This window comes from Mesorhizobium sp. WSM4844 (assembly GCF_055811775.1).
The window spans coordinates 1-25,814 of sequence record NZ_JBVVQB010000034.1 but is presented as its reverse complement, the minus strand read 5'-3'; the positions used below and the strand labels follow the sequence as shown (position 1 = coordinate 25,814).

At 63.5% G+C, this 25,814-nt stretch carries 24 protein-coding genes; 1 reads left to right on the top strand and 23 read right to left on the bottom strand.

The annotated features are described in order from the left end of the window. Positions 1–130: 130 nt before the first annotated feature. The 16 genes from lnt to AC0L2A_RS23420 all read right to left on the bottom strand — a co-directional run bounded on the left by lnt (position 131) and on the right by AC0L2A_RS23420 (position 15,399). Entirely contained in the window at positions 131–1,723 is a 1,593-nt protein-coding gene (lnt, locus tag AC0L2A_RS23495; RefSeq protein ID WP_473610878.1) for an apolipoprotein N-acyltransferase, read from the bottom strand. Positions 1,724–1,918: 195 nt separating this feature from the next. After that, positions 1,919–2,560, bottom strand: coding sequence for an alpha/beta fold hydrolase (locus tag AC0L2A_RS23490; protein WP_473610876.1), 642 nt, complete (start codon positions 2,558–2,560; stop codon positions 1,919–1,921). Beyond that, complete coding sequence (locus AC0L2A_RS23485; RefSeq protein ID WP_473610875.1) at positions 2,448–2,741, bottom strand: alpha/beta fold hydrolase; 294 nt, start codon at positions 2,739–2,741, stop codon at positions 2,448–2,450. Before AC0L2A_RS23485 ends, AC0L2A_RS23490 begins: the two co-directional genes overlap by 113 nt. Before the next feature lie 158 nt (positions 2,742–2,899). Further along, positions 2,900–3,973 (bottom strand): hemolysin family protein, encoded by a 1,074-nt coding sequence (locus AC0L2A_RS23480; RefSeq protein WP_023802107.1) that lies wholly within the window; start codon positions 3,971–3,973, stop codon positions 2,900–2,902. A gap of 27 nt (positions 3,974–4,000) precedes the next feature. After that, complete coding sequence (ybeY, locus tag AC0L2A_RS23475) at positions 4,001–4,507, bottom strand: rRNA maturation RNase YbeY (protein ID WP_473610874.1); 507 nt, start codon at positions 4,505–4,507, stop codon at positions 4,001–4,003. Between the two features lie 12 nt (positions 4,508–4,519). Continuing rightward, the gene (locus tag AC0L2A_RS23470) at positions 4,520–5,512 is read right to left on the bottom strand and encodes a PhoH family protein (RefSeq protein WP_287305617.1); all 993 of its coding nucleotides are present in this window, start codon (positions 5,510–5,512) and stop codon (positions 4,520–4,522) included. 83 nt (positions 5,513–5,595) lie between these two features. Continuing rightward, positions 5,596–7,017: a tRNA (N6-isopentenyl adenosine(37)-C2)-methylthiotransferase MiaB gene (miaB, locus tag AC0L2A_RS23465; RefSeq protein ID WP_473610872.1), complete on the bottom strand. Its 1,422-nt coding sequence runs from the start codon at positions 7,015–7,017 to the stop codon at positions 5,596–5,598. Positions 7,018–7,116: 99 nt separating this feature from the next. After that, positions 7,117–7,917: a lyso-ornithine lipid O-acyltransferase gene (olsA, locus tag AC0L2A_RS23460; protein ID WP_023802103.1), complete on the bottom strand. Its 801-nt coding sequence runs from the start codon at positions 7,915–7,917 to the stop codon at positions 7,117–7,119. A 143-nt stretch (positions 7,918–8,060) separates the two neighbouring features. Beyond that, complete coding sequence (gene rimI / locus AC0L2A_RS23455; protein WP_473610871.1) at positions 8,061–8,555, bottom strand: ribosomal protein S18-alanine N-acetyltransferase; 495 nt, start codon at positions 8,553–8,555, stop codon at positions 8,061–8,063. Further along, a complete protein-coding gene (tsaB, locus tag AC0L2A_RS23450) occupies positions 8,555–9,244 on the bottom strand; it encodes a tRNA (adenosine(37)-N6)-threonylcarbamoyltransferase complex dimerization subunit type 1 TsaB (protein WP_473610870.1) in 690 nt (229 codons plus the stop codon). Before tsaB ends, rimI begins: the two co-directional genes overlap by 1 nt. A gap of 181 nt (positions 9,245–9,425) precedes the next feature. Continuing rightward, the gene (locus tag AC0L2A_RS23445; RefSeq protein WP_473610901.1) at positions 9,426–10,532 is read right to left on the bottom strand and encodes a DUF1513 domain-containing protein; all 1,107 of its coding nucleotides are present in this window, start codon (positions 10,530–10,532) and stop codon (positions 9,426–9,428) included. A gap of 2 nt (positions 10,533–10,534) precedes the next feature. Beyond that, on the bottom strand, positions 10,535–11,626 hold the full coding sequence (locus AC0L2A_RS23440) for an imelysin family protein (protein WP_473610868.1): 1,092 nt from the start codon (positions 11,624–11,626) through the stop codon (positions 10,535–10,537). Next, entirely contained in the window at positions 11,626–13,233 is a 1,608-nt protein-coding gene (locus tag AC0L2A_RS23435; RefSeq protein ID WP_473610867.1) for a di-heme oxidoreductase family protein, read from the bottom strand. The genes AC0L2A_RS23440 and AC0L2A_RS23435 overlap by 1 nt, the downstream gene beginning before the upstream one ends. Before the next feature lie 12 nt (positions 13,234–13,245). Beyond that, positions 13,246–13,731: a bacterioferritin gene (gene bfr / locus AC0L2A_RS23430; protein WP_023802097.1), complete on the bottom strand. Its 486-nt coding sequence runs from the start codon at positions 13,729–13,731 to the stop codon at positions 13,246–13,248. Further along, positions 13,697–14,008, bottom strand: coding sequence for a (2Fe-2S)-binding protein (locus AC0L2A_RS23425; RefSeq protein ID WP_023802096.1), 312 nt, complete (start codon positions 14,006–14,008; stop codon positions 13,697–13,699). The genes bfr and AC0L2A_RS23425 overlap by 35 nt, the downstream gene beginning before the upstream one ends. Positions 14,009–14,106: 98 nt before the next feature. Beyond that, on the bottom strand, positions 14,107–15,399 hold the full coding sequence (locus AC0L2A_RS23420; protein ID WP_473610900.1) for an imelysin family protein: 1,293 nt from the start codon (positions 15,397–15,399) through the stop codon (positions 14,107–14,109). Between the two features lie 471 nt (positions 15,400–15,870). On the opposite strand from AC0L2A_RS23420, the gene AC0L2A_RS23415 reads away from it, so the two are divergent. After that, the gene (locus tag AC0L2A_RS23415) at positions 15,871–17,124 is read left to right on the top strand and encodes an NAD(P)/FAD-dependent oxidoreductase (RefSeq protein WP_473610866.1); all 1,254 of its coding nucleotides are present in this window, start codon (positions 15,871–15,873) and stop codon (positions 17,122–17,124) included. A gap of 168 nt (positions 17,125–17,292) precedes the next feature. On the opposite strand, the gene AC0L2A_RS23410 is transcribed toward AC0L2A_RS23415, so the two are convergent. The 7 genes from AC0L2A_RS23410 to AC0L2A_RS23380 all read right to left on the bottom strand — a co-directional run bounded on the left by AC0L2A_RS23410 (position 17,293) and on the right by AC0L2A_RS23380 (position 25,653). Continuing rightward, complete coding sequence (locus AC0L2A_RS23410; protein WP_473610864.1) at positions 17,293–18,570, bottom strand: 4-aminobutyrate--2-oxoglutarate transaminase; 1,278 nt, start codon at positions 18,568–18,570, stop codon at positions 17,293–17,295. Positions 18,571–18,724: 154 nt separating this feature from the next. After that, positions 18,725–19,474, bottom strand: coding sequence for an ABC transporter ATP-binding protein (locus tag AC0L2A_RS23405; protein WP_473610863.1), 750 nt, complete (start codon positions 19,472–19,474; stop codon positions 18,725–18,727). Then, positions 19,471–20,304, bottom strand: coding sequence for an ABC transporter ATP-binding protein (locus AC0L2A_RS23400; RefSeq protein WP_473610862.1), 834 nt, complete (start codon positions 20,302–20,304; stop codon positions 19,471–19,473). The genes AC0L2A_RS23405 and AC0L2A_RS23400 overlap by 4 nt, the downstream gene beginning before the upstream one ends. Beyond that, positions 20,301–21,227, bottom strand: coding sequence for a nickel transporter permease (gene nikC / locus AC0L2A_RS23395; protein ID WP_419695864.1), 927 nt, complete (start codon positions 21,225–21,227; stop codon positions 20,301–20,303). The genes AC0L2A_RS23400 and nikC overlap by 4 nt, the downstream gene beginning before the upstream one ends. A gap of 196 nt (positions 21,228–21,423) precedes the next feature. Next, positions 21,424–22,491, bottom strand: coding sequence for an ABC transporter permease (locus tag AC0L2A_RS23390; protein ID WP_473610860.1), 1,068 nt, complete (start codon positions 22,489–22,491; stop codon positions 21,424–21,426). Between the two features lie 18 nt (positions 22,492–22,509). Beyond that, positions 22,510–24,153 (bottom strand): ABC transporter substrate-binding protein, encoded by a 1,644-nt coding sequence (locus AC0L2A_RS23385; protein WP_473610859.1) that lies wholly within the window; start codon positions 24,151–24,153, stop codon positions 22,510–22,512. Positions 24,154–24,375: 222 nt separating this feature from the next. Beyond that, positions 24,376–25,653 carry a lytic murein transglycosylase gene (locus tag AC0L2A_RS23380; protein WP_473610858.1) on the bottom strand — a complete coding sequence of 426 codons (1,278 nt, stop codon included), beginning with the start codon at positions 25,651–25,653 and terminating at the stop codon, positions 24,376–24,378. Positions 25,654–25,814 lie beyond the last annotated feature (161 nt).

Genomic DNA, 25,814 nt, shown 5'->3' with positions numbered 1-25,814 from the left:
CCGAATTTTTCCGGCTTTTTGTGTTTTTTCTGCCCAAAACGAAGCCGGCGGCCAGTGCCCCAACAGAACCGACGTGCTGACTTCGAGAAATTTCAGGCGGTTACAGTATGAGTTTCTAATGTGTCGACTGTCAATTCGCCCGTAGCCGTTGCCTTACATTCATTGTGAAAGCGGCGAGAGCGAACAGCAACATGATCATCAGTCCATTAATGCGTCTTTGGCTGGAAGAAACGATGGCTCGATTGGAAATCGGCACGTGGACATCGATGGCTCCGCGGGTGTCGATTGCCAGCGCGTCGAGGATGTGTCCGCGCGGATCGACGACAGCGGAAATGCCGTTATTGGCTGCACGCAACAATGGCACCCCGTTCTCCACCGCACGAATCTGCGCCTGCCTGAAATGCTGGTACGGACCCGGCGTGTCACCGAACCACGCGTCGTTCGTGACATTCACAATAAGCTCAGCTGACGTTGCGTCAACCGCCACCAGATCGGGAAAGATGACTTCGTAGCAAATGAACGGAAGCACGCGGATGCCGCCGGGCAACGCGATCGGGTGCCGCTCATTGCCCGCCGCATAGGTTGTCGGCCCGGCGACGAGTTGTTTGAGCCCCAAACGGCCAAGCAGGTCGGCAAAAGGCAGATATTCGCCAAAGGGCACCAGATGAACCTTGTCGACTGCATCGGCGATTTGACCCTTGTCGTCGATTGCCACCACCGAATTGTAGTACCGCCTGTCGGCATCTTCCGCCGACCCGCCTTCCTCCCGGACGACGCCGGCGATCAGCGTCTGGCCGTCGCCAAGCATCTCTCCCAGCGCGGTCAGCGCATCGGGACGTTCGGCGAAAAAAAACGGCACGGAGGTTTCCGGCCACAGGATCAATTGCGGCTTGGCATGACCAGTCTCTGGCGCCTTGGCCGAAAGCCCCATCAGTGTAGCGAAAATCCGGTCGGGCACTGAAGGGTCCCACTTTTCGCTGAGGTCGACGGCCGGCTGCACGATGCGGACGTCGATTGCGCGGGTTGCGGGTTCGACCTTGGCAGCAAGCCTGACATAGCCGAAGCCGACATGGGCCGCGACGAGAACGGCAGCCAGTGCACCCCCAAGGCGGATATGCCGGCGCGCCGCAAGCAGGGCCGGCAAGGCAAAGACGAAGACCGCCAGCGCGTTGATGCCGACCATGCCGGTCACCGACACGCTCTGCATAAGCAAGGGCACCGGCATCGCCGCGTAGCCGACTGCATTCCAGGGAAAGCCGGTGAACAGAAAGTCGCGCAGCCATTCCGCCAGGCCGAAGCCGAAGGCAAGGGCGGCGATGCGGCCGATGTCGTTGCTCCACAGCAGCCGGGCAACCGCTGTCGCGAAGCCATAGAAAAAGGCGAGCGCCAGCGGAATTCCGACCACTGCGAAGGGAAGCGCCCAGGCGAAACTGTCGGCCTCGACCAGAAGTGCTGAGCCGATCCACCATAGGCCGGCGAGAAAATAGCCGAAGCCGAAGCACCAGCCGACGGCGAAGGCCGGCCGCAAATGCCGGAACCAGCCATCGGAGGCTTCGCCGGTTGCGCCGTCGAGGAGCCAGACCAGCAGCGGAAACGAAACGAAACAGACGGCGAAGAAATCGTAAGGCGCCTGGGCAAGAACCGCCAGCGCACCGGCAAGAAACGCCACAAGCGCGCGGCGCCAGCCCCACAGCAGAATTATCCGGCCGGCCAGGCGCTTCATCGATGCTTCCGAGTCGTGCGAATCACGGCAGAAGATTTATCAGGCCGCAGTCCGCGCTCCAAACGCCACGACTTCAGCCAGCGCGCCGGATTAGGCTGCTGGATGGGCGACCGACGCCGGCAAGATAAGTGTCGCATGTGGCAAGATAAGTGTCGCATGTGAATTGTCGCGCAGACCGCTCGTGCCGGTGTATCGCTATAATGCGCGCGATAGAAAAGCGTTCAGCCGCTCCAGCACGAGATCCGGGGCTTCGAGCTGAGGCAAGTGACCGACGCCAGGTAATGTTTCAAACGATGCCTGCGGGATCAGCGCATGAAGCGCTTTGCCTCGCTCCAGCGGGATCCATGGATCGTCCTTGCCCCAAATTATCTTTACCGGACACCTGATATCCCCGAACGCCGGCTCGACTTCGGCGGTATATTTTTCGTCGGCTTGCGCGAATTGCCGATAGAAGCTTCCGCGTCCCTCTTCGGCAAGCCACGGCTCGACAAGCCTCTCGAAATCTCCGGACGCGATGTTATTTACGATCGCCCCCTTGATATATGCTTCCACGACCGCTCTGTGGATATGCGGCGGCAGGCCCAGAAAGGCATCCACATGGCGACCGACATGATCGAAGAACTCCGATCCCCAAGGGCGCATGGCGACGACATTCATCAGGACATACCGCTCGAAGTCGCAGCCATGCAGCAAATGCGCCCGTAGCGTCGTCGCTCCGCCGAAATCATGGGCAACAACGATGGGCTGCTTCAGGTCCCAATGCGCGAATCTCGGCGAATACTTCTCCTTGCACGTCGAGTGAGGTGCGTTGCTCCGCGCCTTTGTCCGATCGCCCATATCCGGGCATATCGTACCAGTGGACACGATACCGCCTTGCAAGATCTGGAATAATCCGATGCCATGAGAACGAAGACCACGGCCAGCCGTGCGCCAGCATGAGCGCAGGCCCGCTACCAGATCGCCCCGCTGCCACAGTGCCCGCGGATGTTTCCACGGTCTCATCGAGTTTCCACGACATCAGATATTCTCATAGAGCGTCGGCCCTAAAGGTGGAAACCGGTTTTTGGGAAAATCCGACGCTCAAATAAAGCTGGTATTCAGGACAGAGCCGTCCGTACGAATTGGTTCGCAAGTGCTTGAACGGATCGTCGACCGTCATCTGGCGAGCGGCGTCTTTCACGCCTGCTCGGCGCGGACGGCGCGCCGCCGGCGCTCGCTTTTCTGGGTCTCCACGATGCGCACCCGCTTGACGCGGCGTGGATCGGCGTCGAGCACATGGAATTCGAAGCCGGGGATGGCCTGCACCACTTCGCCGCGGGCCGGGACCCGGCCAAGCGTGTTGAAGATCATGCCGCCGATCGTGTCGACATATTCGCCATGCTCGCCGGCGGCGAAATCCTCACCGATCATCTTGGCGACATCGTCGATCTCGGCCTTGCCGTCGACGACGAACACGCCCTCGCCGGTCTGGGTGATCATCGGCTCGTCCTCGTCGTGCTCGTCCTCGATGTCGCCGACCACCATCTCGACGATATCCTCGAGCGAGACCAGACCATCGGTGCCGCCATATTCGTCGATGACCAGCGCCATCTGGGTGCGCATCGCCTGCATCCGCCCCATCAGATCGGAGGCGAGCATCGACGGCGGCACGAAAAGCACCGGGCGGATCAGGGTCAGGTCGCCGATGGTGCGCGTGAGATCGACCTTGGCGAGATCGAGAAGCGTGGCAGGGGCGGCTTTCCTGGTCGTCCTGCTCTTTCTGACGCGGGCCAGCTTGGTGATGTGAGCGAGCACGTCGCGGATGTGGACCATGCCACGCGGGTCGTCGAGCGTCTCCGAATAGACCGGCATGCGGGAATGGCCGGACTGCTCGAACAGCCCCAGAAGATCGCCCAGGTTCGTCGTGATCTCGACCGCCTCGATGTCGGCGCGCGGCACCATGACATCCTCGACGCGAACCTCGCGCAGGCGCAGAATGTTGTTGAGCATGGCCCGTTCGCCGGGCGAAAAGGCGCCGGCATCGCTCGCCGTTTCGGCAAGCGCGTCGGCGATCTCCTCGCGCAGGCTGGTGCCGTTGCGCTGCCTGAACAGGCCGAGCACGCGATCGAACAGGGAAGGACCGGCAGGCGATGGCTCGCTGGCGAAGCTGCCGGTCGTGGTACTCGGACTAGAGTCCTCTTCCGTCTGTTCGGATGGCTTGGTCGCACTGCCGGCGTCTGGGTGGGCGGCAGTCTCTGGTTTGTCGTTCATCGTCGTCCGGTCATTTGATCTTTTTAGTTACGCGTAGGGATCGGGAATGGCAAGCCTTGCAAGTGCTGCGCGTTCGACGGCTTCCATTTCTTCGGCCTCGGCGTCGGTCTCGTGATCGTAGCCCAGCAAATGCAGCAGGCCGTGGATGACGAGATGGGTGATATGGTTGTCGACAGGCTTGTCTTCCAGTGCGGCTTCGCGCGCAACCGTCTCGGCGGCCAGCACAATGTCGCCCAGCATGGGCGGAAGCGGACCGCCCTTGGCGAGCGGAAAAGCCGGGAAAGACAGGACGTTGGTCGGTTTGTCCTTGCCGCGCCATCCCGCATTGAGACTGCGGATATAGGCATCGTCAGAAAAAACGATGCTGAGCTCGGAACGGCCGGCCGCGCCGGTTTCGGCAAACGCGGCGGCTACGGCGCGATCGACCAGCCGCGTCAGCGCGGCCTCATCGGGCCAGTCGCCCGCTTCGACTGCTATATCGATGTCGACGGGGACCGGAAGATCCCCGCCTACAGATTTTTTGTCCTCAGCCATAAGGCTGCATCTTCAGCCTTCGGCGCCCAGGCCCCGGGCCAGCTTGCCGTCGCGGTCGTAGGCCTTGACGATCTCGGCGACCAGCGGATGCCTGACGACGTCGCCTTCGTTGAAGCGCACCGTCACCATGCCGGTGACGCCGTCGAGGATCCTGAGCGCCTCGACCAGACCGGATTTGGTGTTTTGCGGCAGGTCGATCTGGGTCGGATCGCCGGTGACGATCATGCGCGAATTCTCGCCGAGACGGGTCAGGAACATCTTCATCTGCATCGGCGTGGTGTTCTGCGCCTCGTCGAGGATGACGGCGGAGTGCGCCAGCGTGCGGCCGCGCATGAAGGCCAGCGGCGCGATCTCGATCACCTCGGCGGCAATCGCCCGCTCGACCTTGTCGGCCGGCATCATCTCGTAAAGCGCGTCATAGAGCGGCCGCAGATAGGGATCGACCTTCTCCTTCATGTCGCCTGGCAGGAAGCCGAGCCGCTCGCCGGCCTCGACGGCAGGCCGCGATAGCACGATGCGCTCGACCATGCCACGTTCGAGCAGCATCGCCGCATGCGCCACCGCCAGGAACGTTTTTCCAGTGCCAGCCGGGCCGATGCCGAAGACGAGCTCGGACCGCTCCAGCGCGCGCATATAGGCGTCCTGGTTGAGCGAGCGGGCATAGATCGTCTTCTTGCGCGTCGATATCTGGGCGGCTGACACCTTGCCCTTGCGCTCCAGCGTCGGCAGCGTCAGCTGGTCGTCGGCGGCGATCGCCATGCGCACGGCGCCGTCGACGTCCGACTGGCCGATGTCAGCGCCTTTCTGGAGAATGCCGTAGAGATTATCCAGGGCGCGGCGCGCCTGCTCGGCGGCCGAGGCGGAGCCCTTGATGGTCAGCTGGTTGCCGCGCGAGCGGATATCGACGCCAAGCTTCTGCTCGAGCCTGGCCAGATTCTCGTCGAACTGGCCATAAAGGGCGCTGGCAAGCTTGTTGTTGTCGAAAGTCAGAACGATGTGCGCCATATCCGAAGCCCCCGAGGGTAGGTTCTGGGGCAGGTTCTTCACTTCCGCAGCGCTCAACCGTCTCTCCTCATCTGCCGAGACCTTCAGGCCAATTCGGCGAACAGGCTGTTGTAACCCGTCTTCGTGATTCGTACCTGGATAATCTCACCGATTTCGCCGGACTTTTCATCAACAATAACCGGCTGCAGCCACGGTGAGCGGCCGACCTTCTGGCCAGCCTGGCGGCCCGGCTTCTCGATCAGCGTGTCGATGGTGCTGCCGACCAGGCTGGCGCCGAACTCCTGCTGCTGGGTCAGCAACAGCGCCTGCAGTCGCTGCAGGCGCTCGTCCTTGACCGCTTCCGGCACATGATCGGCCATTTCCGCGCCCGGCGTGCCGGGGCGCGGCGAATATTTGAACGAGAAGGCCGAGGCATAGTTCACCTGGTGGACAAGGTCCATCGTCGCCTCGAAATCCGCATCCGTCTCGCCGGGAAAGCCGACAATGAAGTCGCCCGAAAGCGCGATATCGCTCCGTGCGGCGCGGATCCGGTCGAGCAGCGTCAAATAATCTTTTGCCGTATGCCTGCGGTTCATCGCCTTGAGGATGCGGTCGGAGCCGGATTGCACAGGCAAATGCAGATAGGGCATCAGCGCCGGCAAGTCACGGTGAGCGGCGATCAATTCGTCGTCCATGTCGCGCGGGTGGCTGGTGGTGTAGCGCAACCGCGCCAGCCCGGGAATCTCGGCCAGCCGGAACAGCAAGCGGCCAAGACCCCATTCCTCGGTCTTGCCCCCTTTGGCTTCGCCTTCGCCGTGCCAGGCATTGACGTTCTGTCCAAGCAGCGTCACCTCGCGCACGCCGGCTTGCGCCAGCCGCTCGGCCTCGGCGACGATCTGCGCCACCGGCCGCGACACTTCCGAGCCTCTGGTATAGGGCACCACGCAGAAGGTGCAGAACTTGTCGCAGCCTTCCTGCACCGTCAGGAACGCGGTGACGCCGCGCCTGATGATCTCGGCGCGCTTCGGCTGCGGCAGATGCTCGAACTTGTCCTCGATGGCGTAGTCGGTCTCGACGATCTTTTCGCCACCGCGCACCCGTGCCAGCACGTCGGGCAGCCGGTGATAGGTCTGCGGGCCGATGACCAGATCAACAGAAGGCGAGCGGCGGATGATCTCGGAGCCCTCGGCCTGCGCCACGCAGCCGGCGACGCCGACCAGCATCTCGCGGCCGGCCCGAGCCCGTTCGGCCTTCATCTCACGAATGCGGCCGAGTTCGGAATAGACCTTTTCGGCGGCTTTCTCGCGGATATGGCAGGTGTTGAGCAGCACCAGATCGGCCTCGCCGATCGTATCCGTCGCAGTATAGCCGTCGGCGGCCAGCGCGTCGGTCATGCGCTGCGAATCGTAGACGTTCATCTGGCAGCCATAGGTCTTGACGAAGACCTTCCGGCTCGCGGCAGGCGGCGCGACCGCAGTTTCGGTCGCAGTATCGATGTCGTCCCGTTCGATCGTGTTCAATTCCATCTGGCGGCTTCTAACGCCTTTCCCCGACAAAAAACAGACGATTCTGCCTTACAGCGCCGCGCCTCCTTTGGACGCGCAAAGCGCTGGAGCTTTTCCGGCTTACCGGCTCGGGCGCGGATCGGCGAGCGCCGCCTGCACCATATCACGCACCTGACTTTCCATCAGCCTGGCCGTTTCCTTGCGCCTGGAGCCCTTGGAGAAGGCGACCGGCTCGCCGAAATGCACTTCGACATCGAGCCCGCCCTCCGCCATCAGCACCTTGAGATGCGGCATCAAATCCTCGTCGCCGATCCAGGCGGCAATCGGCCGGTGTCTGCGTCCGAGCGGCACGCCGTGCAGGCGCGTATAGACGATCGCCACCGGCTGGATGAAGACCGTTTCGGCCGCCCCTTCCGAAATCGCCATCGAGGCGGCGCCGAACAGCGTGCTCTTGAACGGCAAGATCATGTTGCCGTCGCTGGTCGAACCTTCGGCAAACAGCACCATGGCGTCGCCCTTGGCCATGCGGCTGGCGATCTCGCTCGCCTGGTCGCCCGACGAACGTTTGCGCTCGCGCTCGATGAAAACGGTGCGCTGCAGCTTCGACAACATGCCGATCAACGGCCAGCCGGCCATGTCGGCCCTGGCGATGAACGTCACGTCGGCCATCGACCCCAGCACCATGATGTCGGTCCATGAAACGTGGTTCGACGCAACCAGTAACGGGCGCTGATTGGACAAGGTCCCCTTGACGTGAATGCGCATGCCGAGCGCCCGGATGATGAGCCGGTGCCAGATCTTCAGGATGAACGTCTCGCGCCACAGGCCGGTCTTCATCGACAGGATCTGCAACGGCACGAGGATCAACGAGCCTGCGACAACGAGGCCCAGCGCCAGGAAAATCCTGATTTTTCCGATCATTCGCTCTTGGCCCTGTCCCGAGTTCTGGCTAGAGCGACGCGTCCAACTGGACGTCCAAGCACGCTCTAGCGCTTTTTAATCTGCGCATCTCAACCTGCGCATCGTGCTTTCCGAGAATCGGTTCCGATTTGCGGGCCGATGCGCTAGCGAAGATCGCGGCGCATGACAAGCGCTCCGGTCGGGCCGTGCTCGGGCGATCTGTAGTAGTTGGCACGTTTGCCGACCTCGCGGAATCCCAGCCGCCGATAGAGCGCGATCGCGGCGACGTTGGTCTCGTCGACCTCGAGGAAAAGCGCCTCGGCGCGTTGCGCATGCAGTTCGCGCAGCACCGCATCCATCAGTTGCCAGCCAAGGCCCTGGCGGCGATGGGAGCGCGCCACCGCGACAGTCAGGACCTCGCCTTCGCCGGCCGCCAGGCGCGCCAGCACGAAGCCGACCGGCGGCTTGGCACCCTGGCCGGTCTCGCGCGCGGCATAGCCGAACACCGTGTCCTGCTCGATCAGCGCGGCGAATTCGTCATCACTCCACGGCCGGACGAAATCCTCGCGATGCAGCACCGACAGGGCCGCACTGTCGGCGACCGCCAGCGGCTCGAGCGCAAAGTCCCTGCGGCGCGGCTGGAGGAAAGGAATGCGCATCAGTTTATCTTCCCGGCTTTCTTCCTGGACAGGATAAACCCGGCCTGCGGCTTGGCGTCAGCTCCGCGCAGATAAAGCGGTTTCGGCTTTTCGCCTTCACCCTTGGCAGCGGCCAGCCGGGCATAGATTGCGATATCCGTAGTGGCGCTTGTCGGGCCGACGTCGAAGGCGCGCCCCGCCGATGCAGCAATTTGCGTGGCCGCGGTGCCGGCCAGAACCGGAAACCCGTCAACCGCCATGGCGGCGGCTTGCGAAAGCGTGGCCACCGCGGGACCATAAATCAAAACGGATGCTTCGTCGTAAAGCGCTGCATGGATCTCCTCGCGGCCGGCGTCGAGCGCGGCCAGCACGGCGCGGCCGGGAAATGTCTCTTTCGCCTGCGCCGCCAGCGCTTCCAGCGTCGTCACCCCGATTGCCGGGATTTTCAGCGCCAGCGCCAGGCCCCGCGCCGCCGAGACGCCGACGCGCAGGCCGGTGAAGGAGCCCGGGCCGGTGGAGACAGCGATGGCGCCGAGACCGGCATAGTCGGTGCCGCCGGTCGTCAACGCCTCTTCGATCACAGCCATCAGATGTTCGGCATGGCCCTTGCCGAGATCGAGCACCGAGCGGCCGAGTTCCTTCCCGGCCGCCGCGTCGTAGACACAGGCGGCGCAGAGATTGGCGGCACAATCGATAGCAAGCAACTTCATGAGACCGCCGGTCGGCAGCGCCCGCTTGGGGCACAGGGGGTTCGAAAGACAATTTCCCTGTGCCTGCCATGGCTCGTCCCTGCAAGGGGATAATGCATAAATCGTTTGGCGGCTTCGCTTCGACCTCGCCCAAAAAGAGGTAACTCTCGGCGACCACAACCGTCAATGAACCAGTGCCGCACTATGCGGCCTGGTCGATGCGCAGCATGTGATTGTCCCAGACATAGTCCGGCTCGGACCGTGTCGCGCCGCCGGCTTGGGCTATCTGCCCCGTGCCGGTCGTCGCCATGAAGCTCGCCCCGTCGGGCGCCACGCCGCAGACCTCGGCGAGTGCGCTGGTGGCGACGATCCGGCCGCTGGCCGCATCGATGATGGCAAGCGAGTTGCCTTCCGGCGAGGACACCGCGACGGTACCGGCAGCAGGGTTGGCGGCGACCGAGCCGATGTAATTCCTGAAGCCGAACAGCACGTCCTGCGGCATGTCGAGCAGTTGCAGATCCTTGCCGCGCGCGGCGCGGCCGACCAGCAACGGACGATCGCCGCCCGGCCCTCTGTACTGGCAGCCGAACCAGACCGCGCCGGATTTGTCGGTATCCATATGCCGGATCGAAAGCTGGTGCAGCGCCGGCGGCAATTCGTGCTTTTCGACAAGGTCGCCGGCAAGGCGGTCGACCAGCACATAAGATGGCTTCATCGTCGCGATGTTGAGCTCGGCGCGGCCATAATCGGGATGCGTCTCGATGCCGCCATTGGCGACGGCAATCGTCCTGCCGTCGCCGAGCAGCAGCAGCTCGTGCGGACCCATGCCATAGGTCGGGAACTCGCCAACGCGCTTGAATTTCGCACGCGTGTCATAGACGCCGACCACGCCGGCGGCATTGTCGAAATCGTTCTCGGTGGCGTAGAGCAGCGCACCGTCGGTCGAAAACACGCCGTGGCCGAAGAAATGCCGGCCACTGATGCTGGCAATGGTCAGCGGCTCGTCGCGGCCGGTATGGTCGAATACAACCGCGAAAGTGCCGGGCTGCCTGGCAAAGACCACCGAGCGTTTCGACAGCGGATCGAAGGTGACGTCGTGACCGCGGGCGGGCAGGTCGATGGCATGCAGCACCTTGCCGGCCTCGGACAGGATCGCCGCGCCATAGCTGCCGTCGCGCTTGACGAAAGCGGTGGCGAAGACGGCGTCCGTGCTAAGCGTCTTCGCCCATGCCGACGGCGCCATCGCGGCAACAAAGCCTGCCCCGGCAGCCCTCAGGAAGTCGCGGCGATCGATCAGCGACGTTTTCAGAATCAGTCTCCGTCGAGCGACGAGAACCCGGCGGTCAGGCCGAATTCGGCGGTTAGCCTGGTGCCGATGAGGGTCGACAGGCTGGATGTCACAAGCGAGAAGTGGTCGAGCTTCTGGCGCAGCGCCGGATCGGCAAGCGCCTTGTCGATCGGGCCTCTGATGGCGGTGGCGTCGGCGGCGCCGTTGACGAGCTGGATGTGGATCGATTCCGCCATCCAGCGCGCATCGGGCGACAGCGCGTCGCCAAGCTGCGAAGCCTGGAACAGAGCGTCCATCCCCGAAAGATTTCCGGTCAGCGAACGCGCGGTGTTTTGTGAACGCCAGTAGATCGCCTGTTTCGGCTTGTCGGCCTGCGGGCTACTGCCCAGAAAACCTTTCAGGCGCACGTCACGGACCATCTCCAGTTCGTTGATGAAGACGCCGACCAATTCGGTCACCGCTTCCGTGCCGTCGCGGTAGAGTGCGTTTTGCGGCCCCGGATCGGCCCAAAGTGCTGCAAAGCCGTCGGGCTTGTTCCAGGCGTCGCTGACCTCGGCGGCAATCGTTTCGATGTTGCCGGCGACGGCCGCGCCGTAAGCGCAGCGATAGGGATCGTCCCTGCCGGCGAGCCGCTCGGCGCCGTCGCCGTAAAGCACGAATTCCAGCGCGCCGAGCCCTTGCATGGCGACGCTCTTTTTCGCCAGATGGGCCGGATCGGCGGCGGTCCGGTCTTTACTGGCCAACGCCGCCTGCACCTGCCTCAGGCCGATGCTCTTGCGGTCCGGCCAAAACAGCATGCGTTCCAGCCGGTTGTTCTGCGTGATCGGTCCGATGCGGATGATCTCGACGACCGACCAGGCATCCACGGTGCCGGAGAATTCGGCGCGCGCCGCATCGAGATGGTCCTGCGAAGGCGCGTCGCACAGCGTCCGCACTGCCTTGCTCAGGCTGTCGGCATGGTCTTGCAGGCGTGCATAGGCTGGGCGGACAAAGCCGTCGATCGCTCGCTGGATCACGTCGGAAGCCTTCACCGCTGCGGACGCCGGCAATGCGCCCCCGAGGACCAGCAAGAGGACCAGCGGGAGAACCAGAACAAACGCCAGACGCTTCGACATCACAAAGACTCCAGGAATTTGACCAGTGCGGCGCGATCGGGCGCGGCGGCGGCGGCAAAGCGGTCGCGCGCCTTCTGCCCCTCGCCGCCATGCCACAGGATCGCCTCGGTCAGGGTGCGCGCCCGCCCGTCGTGCAGGAAGAAGGTGTTGCCGTTGACGGTCTGGGTAAGACCGATGCCCCACAGCGGCGGCGTGCGCCATTCGCTCCCGCTGGCATCGCCCACCGCTTGCCCGTCGGCGAGGCCCGGCCCCATGTCGTGCAGCAGAAAATCGGAATAGGGCCAGATCAGTTGGAAGGCCTGCGCCTTGTTGGGCGTGCCGCGGCGGGTGACGAATTTCGGCGTATGGCAGGCAATGCAGCCCATGTCGTAGAACAGCTTCTTGCCGGCCAGCACATCGGGCTTGTCGAGATCGCGCCGCGCCGGCACGGCGAGGTTTTGCGAATAGAAGGTGACCAGGTCCATCACCGGCGGCGGCGCCTCGACCGGGCCGAGGCGCTCCTGTACGCCGTTTGCCATGGCAAGGCAGTTCTTTTCGGCCGCGGTGCAATCGCCCCAGTGGTTCGGCACTTCCGGCGTCGAAATGCCGATGTCGCCAGCGAATGCGTCCGCCGCTTGCTGGCGAATCGAAGGGGTCTGCGCCTTCCAGCCAAAGCGGCCGAGCGTCGGCTCGCCGCTGTGGCCGTCGCGCACAATATTGGGCTTTCCGGAGATGCCGTCACTGTTGCGATCGCCCGGATCGGCACTGGCGAGAATGTCGGCCGGCGCGATTTGCTCGACCAGGCCGAGGCCGATCATCGGCGGCGTCAAGCGCGGCGAAAGCGTGGTGTGCGGATCGAGCGGCCCGTTGGCAAGATCACCGACCGAATAGCTCGGCTTGCGCAGCCAAACCACGGTGCCGTCCGGCAGGATGACTTTTTGCTCCTGATAGACGACACGCATCCTGCCTTCGCCGCGAAGGCCCGGAACGGCCAGTTCCTGCAATTGCGAGCCGTAGACCGGATCAGGGAAGTTGAGCACCTTGCCGGCGGCGAGCGCTGCTTTCTCCTCCTCGGTGCTCGCCTGCCGCGCCAGCCGCAGGAACATCGAGGTGGTGCCGCTGTCGGCTTGCGGCGGATGACCGCGACCGTCCTTCAGATGGCAATTCTGGCACGCCCGCTCGTTGAACAGCGGACCAAGCCCGTCCGATGCCTGCGTCGACGAGGGCGACGACACCCAGTTCTTGCGGAAAAGAGCATTGCCGAGCTTGAAGGTGCCTTGTTCCTCGAAAGTGATATTGGCGGAAGATTGCGAGAAAGCGTCCTTGTTGGCGCCTTTCCGCGACGTGCCGGCGCCGCCCTGCATCGGCTCGAACTGCTCGGGCTTGGAGAAATCCCTGGTCGGCCTGGCGATGGCAATGACGCGCGCCAGATCCTTCGGCGTCAGATCGGCACGGCTGGTGGCGAGACCCGCCGGTTCGGGCGCGCCGGCCAGCGCCGAGGCGGTCAGCGCGACCACTACGGCAGGCGAAAGCCGGCGAAGCCAGCTGTATCGCAGGTTGTGCTGGGACGGCAGGCCGCAATCCTCGGCCCGCCGCAAGCGGCGCAAGTAGTCTAAGCGGCGCCGCATTCCCGCATGTCCCTAATCCGCCTCGTCGGCCGATGCGGCGTTGAGCTGGCCGTATTTTTCCTCGCCGATCGAGGCGAGCAGGTCGAGTTGCGTCTCGAGGAAGTCGATGTGACCTTCCTCGTCGGACAACAAATCCTCGAACAGCTTCATCGTCACATAGTCACCTGCTTCGTCACAAATCTCGCGCGACCGTTTGTAGGCAGTGCGCGCGTCATACTCGCCGGCAAGATCCGATTCGAGCACTTCCTTGACATTCTGTCCGATGCGCAGCGGCGCTACCGACTGCAGGTTCGGATGGCCTTCAAGGAAGATGATGCGGGCCACGAGCCGGTCGGCATGGTGCATCTCCTCGATCGATTCCGCGCGTTCCTTCTTTGCCAGCTTGGCGTATCCCCAGTCCTCCAGCAGGCGGAAATGCACCCAGTACTGATTGACTGCTCCAAGTTCCAGAAACAGAGCCTCGTTAAGCCGCTCTATGATCTGTTGTTCGCCTTTCATGGGTTCTGCTCCCGTATTGGACGCGCAGGCCTCTGACGCGATCCAGGTGTGAAACGACGTCCACGCCGCTCGCCTCCGAGCGGGCGTGGTAATTTTCGGTTACCCGAATGATCGTTTCGACCACATTTGGGAAGCAGCCGCAACAGCGACCACGCTTCTGCATGGCATGATAGATCTTCGCCGGCACGATAAGCTGCCAGGGATCCTGATCCAGCAGCCCGACGATCGTCTGCTCAATCTCCTTCTCGGTGATGATGTTGCAATGGCAGATCAGCATTATTTGCTCTGTGTGGCTGACGGCGCGTGCTCGGCGCCATGTGGCTTATTTTCTTAGTGGAGCCTGGGCTTTCTGTTCGGGCTCCGGGCATCGACGCCTTACTGAAACACCTTGTCCGGCGCATCGAGGCTGTCCGAGCCCTCGAAGGCTATGGCATTGAGTTTCAGGGTGCCGACGGCGCGTTCGATCGACTTGGTCTGGTCGACCAGCGCGTCGATCGCCGCCTGCACGGTGGCGTTGCCTTGCGTATTGCCTTCGCCGATCTGCTGGTCATAGGCCTCGCCGCCAAGCGCTCGCGCCTTGATGGCTTCCATCTTGGCGACGGTGACATCAAGCTTGTCCGACAGTTCCTTGTCGACCGCCGGATCGGCCTCCTTGACCATGTCGGATACCGACGGTCCTTCGACGACGGTGCCGTCGAGGCGGGTGTAGTTGCCCTTATAGGCGGCGCGAATGCCGACGGCATCGTAGAGATGGGAATCGTAGGTGTTGTCGGAGAAGCAGTCATGCTCCTCTTCCGGGTCATGCAGCAGCAGGCCGAGCTTCATGCGCTCGCCGGCGAGTTCGCCGTAGGACAGCGAGCCCATGCCGGTGAGGATGGTCGAGATGCCGGCTTTCGGCTCGCCATCGACAAGGTTCTTGCGGGCGGCGCCGCCTTCCTTCCAGTCGTTGACCATGTCCTGCAGATCGGAAACCAGAAGCTCGCTCGCCGACTTCAGGTACTGCGCGCGACGATCGCAATTGCCGCCGGTGCAGTTGGCGAGGTCGTAGTCGGTATAGGGCCGTTCGCCAGCGCCCGGGCCGGTGCCGTGCAGGTCCTGGCCCCACAGCAGGAATTCGATGGCGTGATAACCGGTCGCCACATTGGCCTCGATGCCGCCGGCCTCCTGCAGCGTGCCGGAGAGGAACTCGGGAGTAAGATTGGTGGCGTCGATCTTCTTGCCGTCGATCTCGATCGACTTGTTGGCGATCACATTGGCGGTATACAGCGCATTCGCGTCCGACTCGGTGCCGTAGTTCTCGGCGACATAATCGATCAGGCCTTCGTCCAGCGGCCAGGCGTTCACCTTGCCTTCCCAGTCGTCGACGATGGCGTTGCCGAAGCGATAGACTTCGGTCTGCTGATAGGGAACGCGCGACGATTTCCAGGCCTCGCGGGCGGCGGTGAGCGTTTCCACCGAAGGCTTGGCGAGCAGCGCGTCGACAGCCTTGCCGAGCGCCTGCGCCGTGGTCAGCGAATCCTCATATTTGGCGAGCGCAATATCGGAATAGGTCTTGATGACCGCCTTGGCATCGGTTTCCGCCTTGGCCGGCAGCACGAATATCGCCGCCGTCAAGACCACGGTGGCGCCGATCGCTGCAAGCCTGCTGCCATATCGCGCCGTGATCATCGTTCTCATGATTGTCTTCTCCCTCGGGATTTCAGTGAAAATGCCGGCGCCAAAGGCGCGTCGGCAGGCAATCGGCGCCAAGGCAGGTCCATGCCATTGAGCGAGATACAGGCCGCGGCATAGCGCGGTTTGCGGAAGAAAGACATCGAAATGCCTCCAATCGAAAGGGTTCAAGGCCCAGACATCAAAGGGATGCGCTTGACGCGCACGCTTCCATAAAGCGATGAAGGTGCCGGAAGTCAACCAATTTCAGAGAGAAAAGCCAATTGAAACAACAGTTTAGAATTATTCTAAACTGCAAGTATCAACTTTAGCCGTATTTGCCGCGCCGCCGTCGAACGAACGATTGACAGACCGTCATTCCGGGTGCGACCCGCAAGGGTGGTCTTGCGGCGGCGTCAGACAATCGCCACTTGGCGAGACGTCCTAGACTTGGATAACGCCTAGGAGAGATGAGGAATTGGGGCTGCGATGAAAAACGGTGTGGTCATTGTCGGTGCGGGTCATGCGGGCGTGCAAGCGGCCGCCAGCCTGCGCGAGGACGGCTACGACGAACCCGTGATCCTCATCAGCGATGAGGACGAACTGCCCTACCACAAGCCGCCGCTGTCGAAGACCTTCATCAAGGATCAGGAGGCCAAACCGCAGCCGCTGCGCGGCGAGGCTTTTTATACCGGAAGCGGGATCAACTACCGGCCGGGCGTCCGCATCGATCGCATCGATGCCGGCGGCCGCAGGCTGGAGCTATCGGATGGCGGCACACTGCCGTTCGACCGGCTGATCCTGGCGACCGGTTCGCGGCCGCGCATGCTGTCGCTGCCGGGTTCGGATTTTTCGGGCGTGGTGTCGCTGCGCTCGCTCGCCGACGCGCGCCTGATCCGCGAATTGAGCGCGCAGAGCGAGGATGTCGTCATCCTCGGCGGCGGCTTCATCGGGCTGGAGATCGCCGCGACGCTCACAGCAGCCGGCCGCAAGGTCATCGTGGTCGAGGCGGTCGACCGGCTGCTCGGCCGGGCGGTGGCGCCGATCATCGCGCGCCACGTGCGGCAGCGGCTGGAAGCGACCGGCGTGCGCATTCTCACCGGCACCACGATTGCACGGCTCGAAGCCGAGAACGGCCATGTCTCGGCGGCAATCACCGCATCCGGCGATCGGCTGCCGGCGCAGATGGTCATCATCGGCATCGGCGTCGTGCCGAATGTCGAACTGGCGCAAGCCGCCGGCATCACTATCGCCAACGGCATCCGCGTCGACCAGCAGATGCGCACGTCGGTGCCCGAAATCCTCGCCATTGGCGATGCCGCTTCCTACCGGCACTGGCTCACCGGCGGCGATGTGCGGCTGGAATCGGTGCAGAATGCGACCGACCAGGCGCGTCTTGCAGCACGCACCGTTGTCGGCCATGCGGACGCCTTTGCGGCGGTGCCGTGGTTCTGGTCCGATATCGGTGACATCAAGCTGCAGATGGTCGGCCTGATTTCGGGCGGCGACAGCCATATCGTGCTGGGCGACGTCAACGAGAACCGGTTCTCCATCTACCACTATGCTGGGAATCGTCTGCTCGGCATCGAATCGGTCAACCGGCCTGGCGACCACATGCTTGGCCGCAAGATGCTCGGCGCCGGCTTTTCGCCGACGCCGCAGACGGTTGCGACGGGACCGGACGGATTGAAGGCAGCGCTCGCCGCTTTCCAGCAGGTAGAGCCCGTCCGCGCCGCTGAATAGGCGCAGCCCTTGCCTTCTCCCCTTGTGGGAGAAGGTGGATCGGCGCGTAGCGCCGAGACGGTTGAGGGGTGCTGGACGGAGTGCTGTCGGTGCCAAGCTGGAGCACCCGTCATCCGGCCGCTTCGCGGCCACCTTCTCCCACAAGGGGAGAAGGGAAGAAAGATCCGCTCAACCGGCGCGGACCTCGCGGATCGAGCTTTCCAGGATGTCGAGAGCTTCGTTCATGACGCCGTCCTGGATGGTGATCGGAGCGAGGAAGCGGATGACGTTGCCGTAGACGCCGCAGGTGAGCAGGATCAGGCCTTTGTCGAGCGCCTTCAGCCGGACCGCATTGGCGATCTCGGCCGACGGCAGGCCCTTCTTCACATCGTTGAACTCGACAGCGTTCATGAAGCCCGGGCCTCTGATATCGACGATCTCCGGCGTGTCGTCGCGGATCGATTGCAGCCGCTGCTTCAGCCGGTTGCCCAGCGTGTTGGCGCGGTCGCAGAGCTTTTCCTCGTCGATCACGTCGAGCACGGCATGCGCCGCGGCAACGCCGATCGGGCTGCCGCCATAGGTGCCGCCGAGCCCGCCGGGGCTGGGCGCATCCATAATCTCGGCGCGGCCGGTGACCGCCGACAGCGGGAAGCCGCCGGCAAGGCTCTTGGCCATGGTGGTGATGTCGGGCGCCACCTCGTGATGATCCATGGCGAACATCTTTCCGGTGCGGGCAAAACCGGTCTGCACCTCGTCGGCGATCAACAGCATGCCGTGCTGGTCGCAGATCTTGCGCAGCGCCGTCATGAAGTCGCGCGGCGCCTCGTAAAATCCGCCCTCGCCCTGCACCGGCTCGACGATGATGGCGGCGACGCGGGCCGGATCGACATCGGCCTTGAACAGCCGGTCGAGCGCGGCCAGCGAATCGGCGACCGTGATCCCATGCAGCGCCACCGGGAACGGCGCGTGGAAAACATCGGCCGGCATGGCGCCGAAGCCGACCTTGTAGGGCAAAACCTTGCCGGTCAGCGCCATGCCCATGAAGGTGCGGCCATGGAAGCCGCCGGCAAAGGCAATGACCGCCGGACGGCCGGTGGCGTTGCGGGCGATCTTGATGGCGTTCTCCACCGCTTCGGCACCGGTGGTGACGAAAATCGTCTTCTTGTCGAATTTGCCCGGCAGCAAGCCGTTCAGCCGTTCGGCCAGCCTGACATAGCTCTCATAGGGCACCACCTGGTGGCAGGTATGGGTGAAGCGGTCGAGCTGCGCCTTGACCGCCTCGATCACCTTGGGATGGCGGTGGCCGGTGTTGACGACGGCGATGCCGGACGAGAAATCGATGTAGCGACGGCCCTCGACATCCCAGATTTCCGAGTTCTCGGCGCGGTCGGCATAAATCTGCGTGGTCATGCCGACGCCGCGCGAGATCGACTGGTTCTTGCGTTCGGAGATGGCTGAGTTCTTCATGATGTTCCCTCACCGGGCCGGCGCCCGTTCTCGGTTGGTGGTGGTTCAGATTTGTTCTGGCGTTATTTCACGTTTTCCTCAAGTTGGCACCGCCACCAGGCGATTGGGCCTGCCGCCGCTAAGGTCGCATTCCTTCGCGGACAGCTGATTTGACTCACGCCGTCCGCACAAACCCCTCGCTCGCCCTGAGCAAATTGCGCGTGTAATCCTTGCTGACGCGGCGCTCGACGAGGTCATCAGCGGTGAGGTGCTCGACCGCCTCGCCGTTCTGCATCACCATCAGCCGCTCGCACATATGGGTGATGATGGCGAGGTCGTGGCTGACCATCAGGAAGGTCAGCTTGCGCCGCCGCCGGATGTCTTCCAACAGGTTGAGCACCTCCGCCTGCACGGAAGCGTCGAGCGCCGAGGTCGGCTCGTCGAGCAGCAGGATCGCCGGTTCGAGGATCAGCGCCCGCGCGATCGCCACCCGCTGGCGCTGGCCACCCGACAATTGATGCGAATAGCGGAAGCGGAAGCCGGTGCCGAGCCCGACCTCGTCGAGCGCCCGCTGGATGCGTTTCTCGCCATCGGCAAAGCCGTGGATGGCGAGCGGCTCCTGCAGCAGTCGGTCGACGGTTTGGCGCGGATGCAGCGAGCCGTAGGGGTCCTGGAAGACCATCTGCACCTCGCGATAGAAGGCCTTGTCGCGGCGCTTGCCGAGTTTTTTTCCGTTGACGGTGATGCTGCCCGAAGCGGCCGGCGCGAGGCCGGCGATCGCCCGCAGCAGCGTCGATTTGCCGGAGCCGGATTCGCCGACCAGGCCGAAGGATTCGCCGGATTGCACTTCGAGGCTGACACCCTTCAGCGCGCGAAAGCGGTCGAAGACCACCTCCAGCCTGTCGACAGAAAGTGCTGCCGTCATGCCGCCCACTCCGGCTTGCGGTCGAGCACCGGCAGCGGGTGGCGGTCGGCGCCGATCTTGGGCATGCAGTTGAGCAGGCCGCGCGTATAGGGATGCTGGGCGCGGCCGAGCTCCGACGCCTTGAGCTGCTCGACCACCTTGCCGGCATACATGACGATCACCCGATCGCAGAAGGACGAGACCAGGCGCAGATCGTGCGAGATGAAGATCAGGCCCATGCCGCGCTCGCTGACCAGCCTGTCGAGGATGCCGAGCACGTCGAGCTGAACGGTGACGTCGAGCGCCGAGGTCGGCTCGTCGGCGATCATCATCTCCGGCCCGGCAATCAGCATCATGGCGATCATGGCGCGCTGGCCCATGCCGCCCGACACCTCGTGCGGATGCAGGTCGAAGACACGGGCGGGATCGCGGATCTGCACCGCCTCCAGCATGGCGAGCGCCCGGTCGCGGGCCTCCGCCTTGCCGACCTTCTCATGCGTGCGCAGCGTCTCGACAATCTGGCGGCCGATGCTCATCACCGGGTCGAGCGAGTATTTTGGATCCTGCAGGATCATGGCGATGCGCTTGCCGCGCAGCGCCCGGCGGTCGCGGGGCGGGGCCGCGAGCAGGTCGGTGCCGTCGAAGGCAAGTTTCCTGGCCGTGACCTCGGCCTGTGGCGGGGTCAGGCCCATGATGGCGCGGCCGGTCTGCGACTTGCCGGAACCGCTCTCGCCGACGATGCCGAGCCGTTCGCGGCCGAGCGAGAAGGAGACGCCGCGCACCGCCTCGATCCGGCCGGTGCGCGTCGGGAAGGTGACGCGCAGATCGTCGACCTCGAGAAGCGTGCTCATTGGTCACCACTGCGGGGGTCGAGCGCGTCGCGCAGGCCGTCGCCGAGCAGGTTGAAGCCGAGGCTGACGAAGAGGATGGCAAAGCCCGGTGCACCGGCCACCCACCATTGGTCGAGCACGAAGCGGCGGCCCGACGCGATCATCGCGCCCCATTCCGGCAGCGGCGGTTGCGCGCCGAGGCCGAGGAAGCCGAGACCGGCGGCGGTCAGGATGATGCCGGCCATGTCGAGCGTCACCCTGACGATCAGCGAGGAGATGCAGAGCGGCATGATGTGGCGCAGCACGATGCGGAACGGCGAGGCGCCCATCAATTGCACCGCCTTGATGTAATCCGAATTGCGCACGGTGAGCGTTTCGGCACGCGCGATACGGGCGTAGGGCGGCCATGAGGTGACGGCGATAGCGAGCACCGCATTCTCGATGCCGGGGCCGAGTGCGGCGACGAAGGCCAGCGCCAGGATCAGCTTCGGAAAGGCGAGAAAGATGTCGGTGATACGCATCAGGATCGCATCGATCCAGCCGCCGGCATAACCGGCGACGGTGCCGACCAGCAGGCCGATAGGAGCGGCGATGACTGCGACGAGAATGACGACGTAAAGCGTCCATCGCGAGCCGAAGATGACGCGCGAAAGGATGTCGCGGCCAAGGTCGTCAGTGCCGAACCAGTGCTCGGCACTTGGCGCCAGCAGCCGCGAGCCCTTGAGGTCGCCGAATGTCGGCGAATAGGGCGCCAGCACATTGGCAAAGGCGGCGACCACCAGCAAAGCGATGATGATGAGCAGGCCGAGAAACGCCAGCCGGTTGGCTGAAAAGCGCCGCCACGCGACATAGGCGCGGCCGAGCCTGGCCTGCATGCGCGAAGCCGGCCGCTCGCTGAGCAGCCAGTCGCGGCGGGAGAGGGGGCCGGCGTGGGAGGCGGTCATGACGATGCCTCTTGAAGCTGTCGACCCCCACTCCGGTCTGCTTCGCAGACCACCTCTCCCCCGTTCGACGGGGGAGAGGAAAGGCGCCACGCGTGCGACCAGCTTTTCCTCTCCCCCGGGCAGGGGGAGAGGTGGCCCGAAGGGCCGGAGTGGGGGTGATTGGCCGCAGCCAAGCCAGAAAGTGCGATACCTCTGCTCATCTCACCTTGGTCCTTGGGTCGAGCACCCGGTAGAGCAGGTCGGACAGGAGATTGATGCCGATGAACACCGAGCCGATGATGATGGTGCCGCCGAGCACGGCGTTCATGTCGGCGTTCTGCAGGGAATTGGTGATGTAGAGGCCGATACCCGGCCAGGAAAACACAGTCTCGGTGAGCACCGAGCCTTCGAGCAGACCGGCATAGGAGAGCGCGATCACGGTGACCATCGGCACGGCGGCGTTGCGCAGCGCGTGGCCCCAGATGATGCGTGTTTCCGACAGGCCCTTGGCGCGCGCCGCGACGATATATTCCTGGGCAAGCTCGTTCAGCATGAACGATCGGGTCATGCGGCTGATATAGGCGAGCGAGAAATAGCCAAGCAGCGAGGCCGGCAGGATGATGTGGCGGAAGGCATCGCGAAACACATCCCACTGTCGCTGCCACAGCGCATCCAGGAGATAAAAGCCGGTGATCGGGGTGAAGGTGTATTCGTAGACGATATCGAGGCGGCCGGGAAAAGCCACCCATTGCAGCCTGGCATAGAACAGCACGAGCGCCAGCAGTCCCAGCCAGAAGATCGGCACGGAGTAGCCGACAAGGCCGATGATCCGCACGATCTGGTCGATGATGCTGCCGCGCCGGACCGCGGCCAGCACGCCGAGCGGCACGCCAAGCAAAGCGCCGATCAGCGTTCCCAGCGTCGCCAGCTCGATGGTCGCCGGAAAGGCGCGGCGAATGTCGGTCATGACCGGATTGGTGGTCAGCACCGAGGTGCCGAAATTGCCGTTCAGGGCATTCTTCACATAAATGTAGAACTGCTCGATCAGCGGCAGGTCGAGCCCCATCTCGCGGCGGGTGCGCTCGACGACATTGGCCGGCGCCCGGTCGCCGAGCACCGCCAGCACCGGGTCGATCGGGATCACCCGGCCGATGAAGAAGGTTACCGCGAGAAGACCGAGATAGGTGGTTATCGCGATGACCAGGAAACGGGCGATCGACGACGCGACAGCGACTGCACGGGCGCTGCCGCGCTCTGCCGTCGCTTCGCTTTCAACAGTACTCATGCGGCGCGTCCGCCGGCGTCACTCCTTCGAGATCTGGCTGACGAAATTGGTGTCGAAGCTCGGGCCGAGTGCGAAGCCCTTGAGGTTCTTGCGCAGGCCGGCCACTTCCAGCTGCTGGTGAACGATGATGAACGGGCTGGTTTCGAGAATCTTCCTCTGCAGATCCTGGTACATTGCGGCGCGCTTGGCCGAATCCTTCTCGAGCAGGGCCGCATCCGTCTGCTTGGTCAATTCCGGAATGTCCCAGGCGTTGCGCCAGGCCAAGGTCTTGGTCTTGCCTTCATCCGAATTGTCGGGGTTGCTGGCGAAGGTCTGGGCGTTGGAGTTCGGATCGAAATAATCCTGGCCCCACACGCCGATATAGATGTCGTGATTGCGGGCGCGGTATTTGGTCAGCGTCTGCTTGCCGTCGCCGGGAATGATCTCCAGCTTGATGCCGGCCTGTCCCAGCGTCTGCTGGATCGATTCGGCCATGCCTGTCTCCGGCTGTCTGCTGCGCACGTCCATGGTGACGCTGAAGCCGTCGGCGAGGCCGGCCTTGGCAAGCAGTTCCTTGGCTTTGGCGACGTCGAACGTGAAAGGATTCTCGTCCAGCTCGCCGAGCACGCCTTTCGGCAGGAAGGTCTGGTGGATCTCGCCGATGCCTTTGAGGATGGTCGAGCTCAAGGCATCATAGTCGACGAGATATTTGAAGGCCTGGCGAACCTCCGGCTTGGCGAGGTTCGGGTTCTTCTGATTGAGGCTGATGTAGAAGACCGTGCCCTTCGGGGCGCTGGTGGTGGTGAGATCGGCGTTCTTGGCGATGGCGTCGAGGTCGTTCGGCTCGAGATTGCGGGCAACGTCGATGTCGCCGGCCTCCAGCGCCAGGCGCTGGCCCGAGCTTTCCTTCATGTTGCGATAGATGACGCGGGCGAGCTTGGCCTTTTCGCCGTGGTAATTGTCGTTGCGCTCCATGACGACGACCTCGTTGGCCCGCCATTCGCGCAGCTTGAAGGCGCCGGAGCCGGCATAGCCGGTCTTCAGCCAGGCGTTGCCGAAGTCGTTGTCGTATTTGTAGTCATCGCTGGGCGTCACCGCGGCGGCATGCTCCTTGACCAGCTTGCTGTCGACGACCGACGCGACCGTTGCCGACAGGCAGTTCAGGACGAAGCTCGGCGCATAAGCCTTGTCGACGGTGAACTGGAACGTCGTATCATCGACGGCCTTGGCCTTCTCGGTGACGTTGTCGCCATTGATGCCGAACTGGCCGATGATGAAGGCCGGGCTCTTGTCGAGCTTGATGGCGCGCTCGAACGAATAGGCGACATCAGCCGCGGTGATCGGATTGCCCGAGGCAAATTTCAGGCCGGGCTTGAGCTTGAAAGTGTAGGTCAATCCGTCGTCGGAGACAGTCCAGCTTTCGGCGAGATCGCCCTTGACCTTGGAGGTGTCGCTCAAGTCGAGGCGGACAAGCAGGTCGTAGGTGTTGCCGGTGACCTCGGCGGTCGACAGCTCGAACGCCTCGCCCGGATCCATCGAGATGATGTCGTCGATGGCGAAACCCTCGACCAGCGTGTCGGCCGGCGTGACAGCAAGGGCAGGCGCACCGGCCAGAAGCAGCGCGGACATGGCTGCGCCGGCAAGCAAGACGCGGGAGCGTAGGGCAAACTTTTCCATCATCATTTTTAACTGTTCCCTGTTTGTTGACCTGAGTTCCCGGCTCAGGGTTTTGGCATTTACTTGCCAGATCGAACGGTGACCCTGAACCGGTCGTCTAGGTGATTTTTATCCAGTTCGGCCTCACCATATCCGGCGGTTTCAGGCGCGGCAACGAGCATTTGCAAAGCTGTTTGTTGGACCGGATCAGGCAAGCCACCACCGCCGAAAGCGACACCCGCAGTCCAGCTATTGCAACGCATTGACCAGGTCTGCGTCTGGAAAACAGGTGGCGGCGCGACCGTTCTTCGCCTGCCATTTGCCGATCGACCGGCGCGTCTTGAAACCGGGCAGGCCGTCGGCGCTGCCGACATCGTGGCCATCGGCCTCCAGCGCCCGCTGCAAGTCGGCGATATCAGACCTGTGGAGCCCGCCGACCACGCCCCAACGCCCTGAAAAATTGCTGTCGCCGTGGGCGATGCGGTCAGCGCCATGACCAATGAACAGGGCGTAGAGGTCGCTGGTGTTGTATTGCTTCAGCACGTAGAAATTGGGCGTGACGATGAAGGCTGGACCGCTGCGCCCGGCCGGCATCAGAAGAAAGCCTTCGGCCTTCAATTCGCGCGCCGGGAACGGTCTTGCCGCGATGCGCTTGATGCCCAGATCAGCCCACTCGGAAATCCTCTTGCCCTGGTCCGGGCCTTCGAGCGAACAGGAGACCGCTTCCGGCACCGTCACCTCAAAACCCCAGCCACGGCCCTTCACCCAGCCATAATGGACGAGGTAGTTGGCGATCGAGGCCAGCGTGTCCGGCACCGAGTTCCAAATGTCGACCCGACCGTCGCCATCGAAGTCGACGGCATGTTTGAGGAACGAACTCGGCATGAACTGCGGCTGGCCGAGTGCGCCGGCCCATGACGATTTCATCGCGCCGACCGGGGCCAGCCCGCGCTCGACGATCTCGAGCGCTGCCATAAGCTCGGTGCGGAAGAAATCCTTCCTGGTCGCCATGAAGGCCTTGGTCCCCAGCACTTCGAAGGCGTCGTAAGGCATTTTCGCCGCGCCAAAGCCGCTCTCGCGGCCCCAGATCGCCAGCAGCACCTCGCCCGGCACGCCGTAGCGCTTCTCGATCGCAGCAATGGTCCTGGCATTGGCCGCCTTGCGGGTGCGCCCACCAGCGGTCACGGCGCGAACCGTCTTTTCGGCGAAATAGGCGCCGGGCGAACCGAACTCCGCCTGATGCTGCTTTTGCGGCGTCGTCGCCTTTTTGCCCGGCATTACCAGGTCGGGCAGTTTGAGGTTCGGTTTGATGCCGTCGAAGGCGGCGTCGAAGGTTTTTCTGGAGGTGCCGTTGGCGTTGGCTTCGGGCCAGAGGTCGTTGTTGAGCCAGGCGCGGAACTGGGTGTCGAGTTTTGTGGCGGAGGCGGGAGTGGAAATAAGAAGGCCGGTTAGCGCGGCCAGAAGAAATGCAAAGACGAGATTGCGAACGTTGCGTTCTGTGGCGCCCCCCTCTGTCCTGCCGGACATCTCCCCCACTTGGGGGGAGATTGGATGTCACCTCGGCTTTCGCCATTCTCCAACGTTGTTGAACAGGCGCAGCCCGCGAAGCTGCCAATCTCCCCCCAAGTGGGGGAGATGTCCGGCAGGACAGAGGGGGGCGCCACAGAACGCAATCATCTCCAGAATAC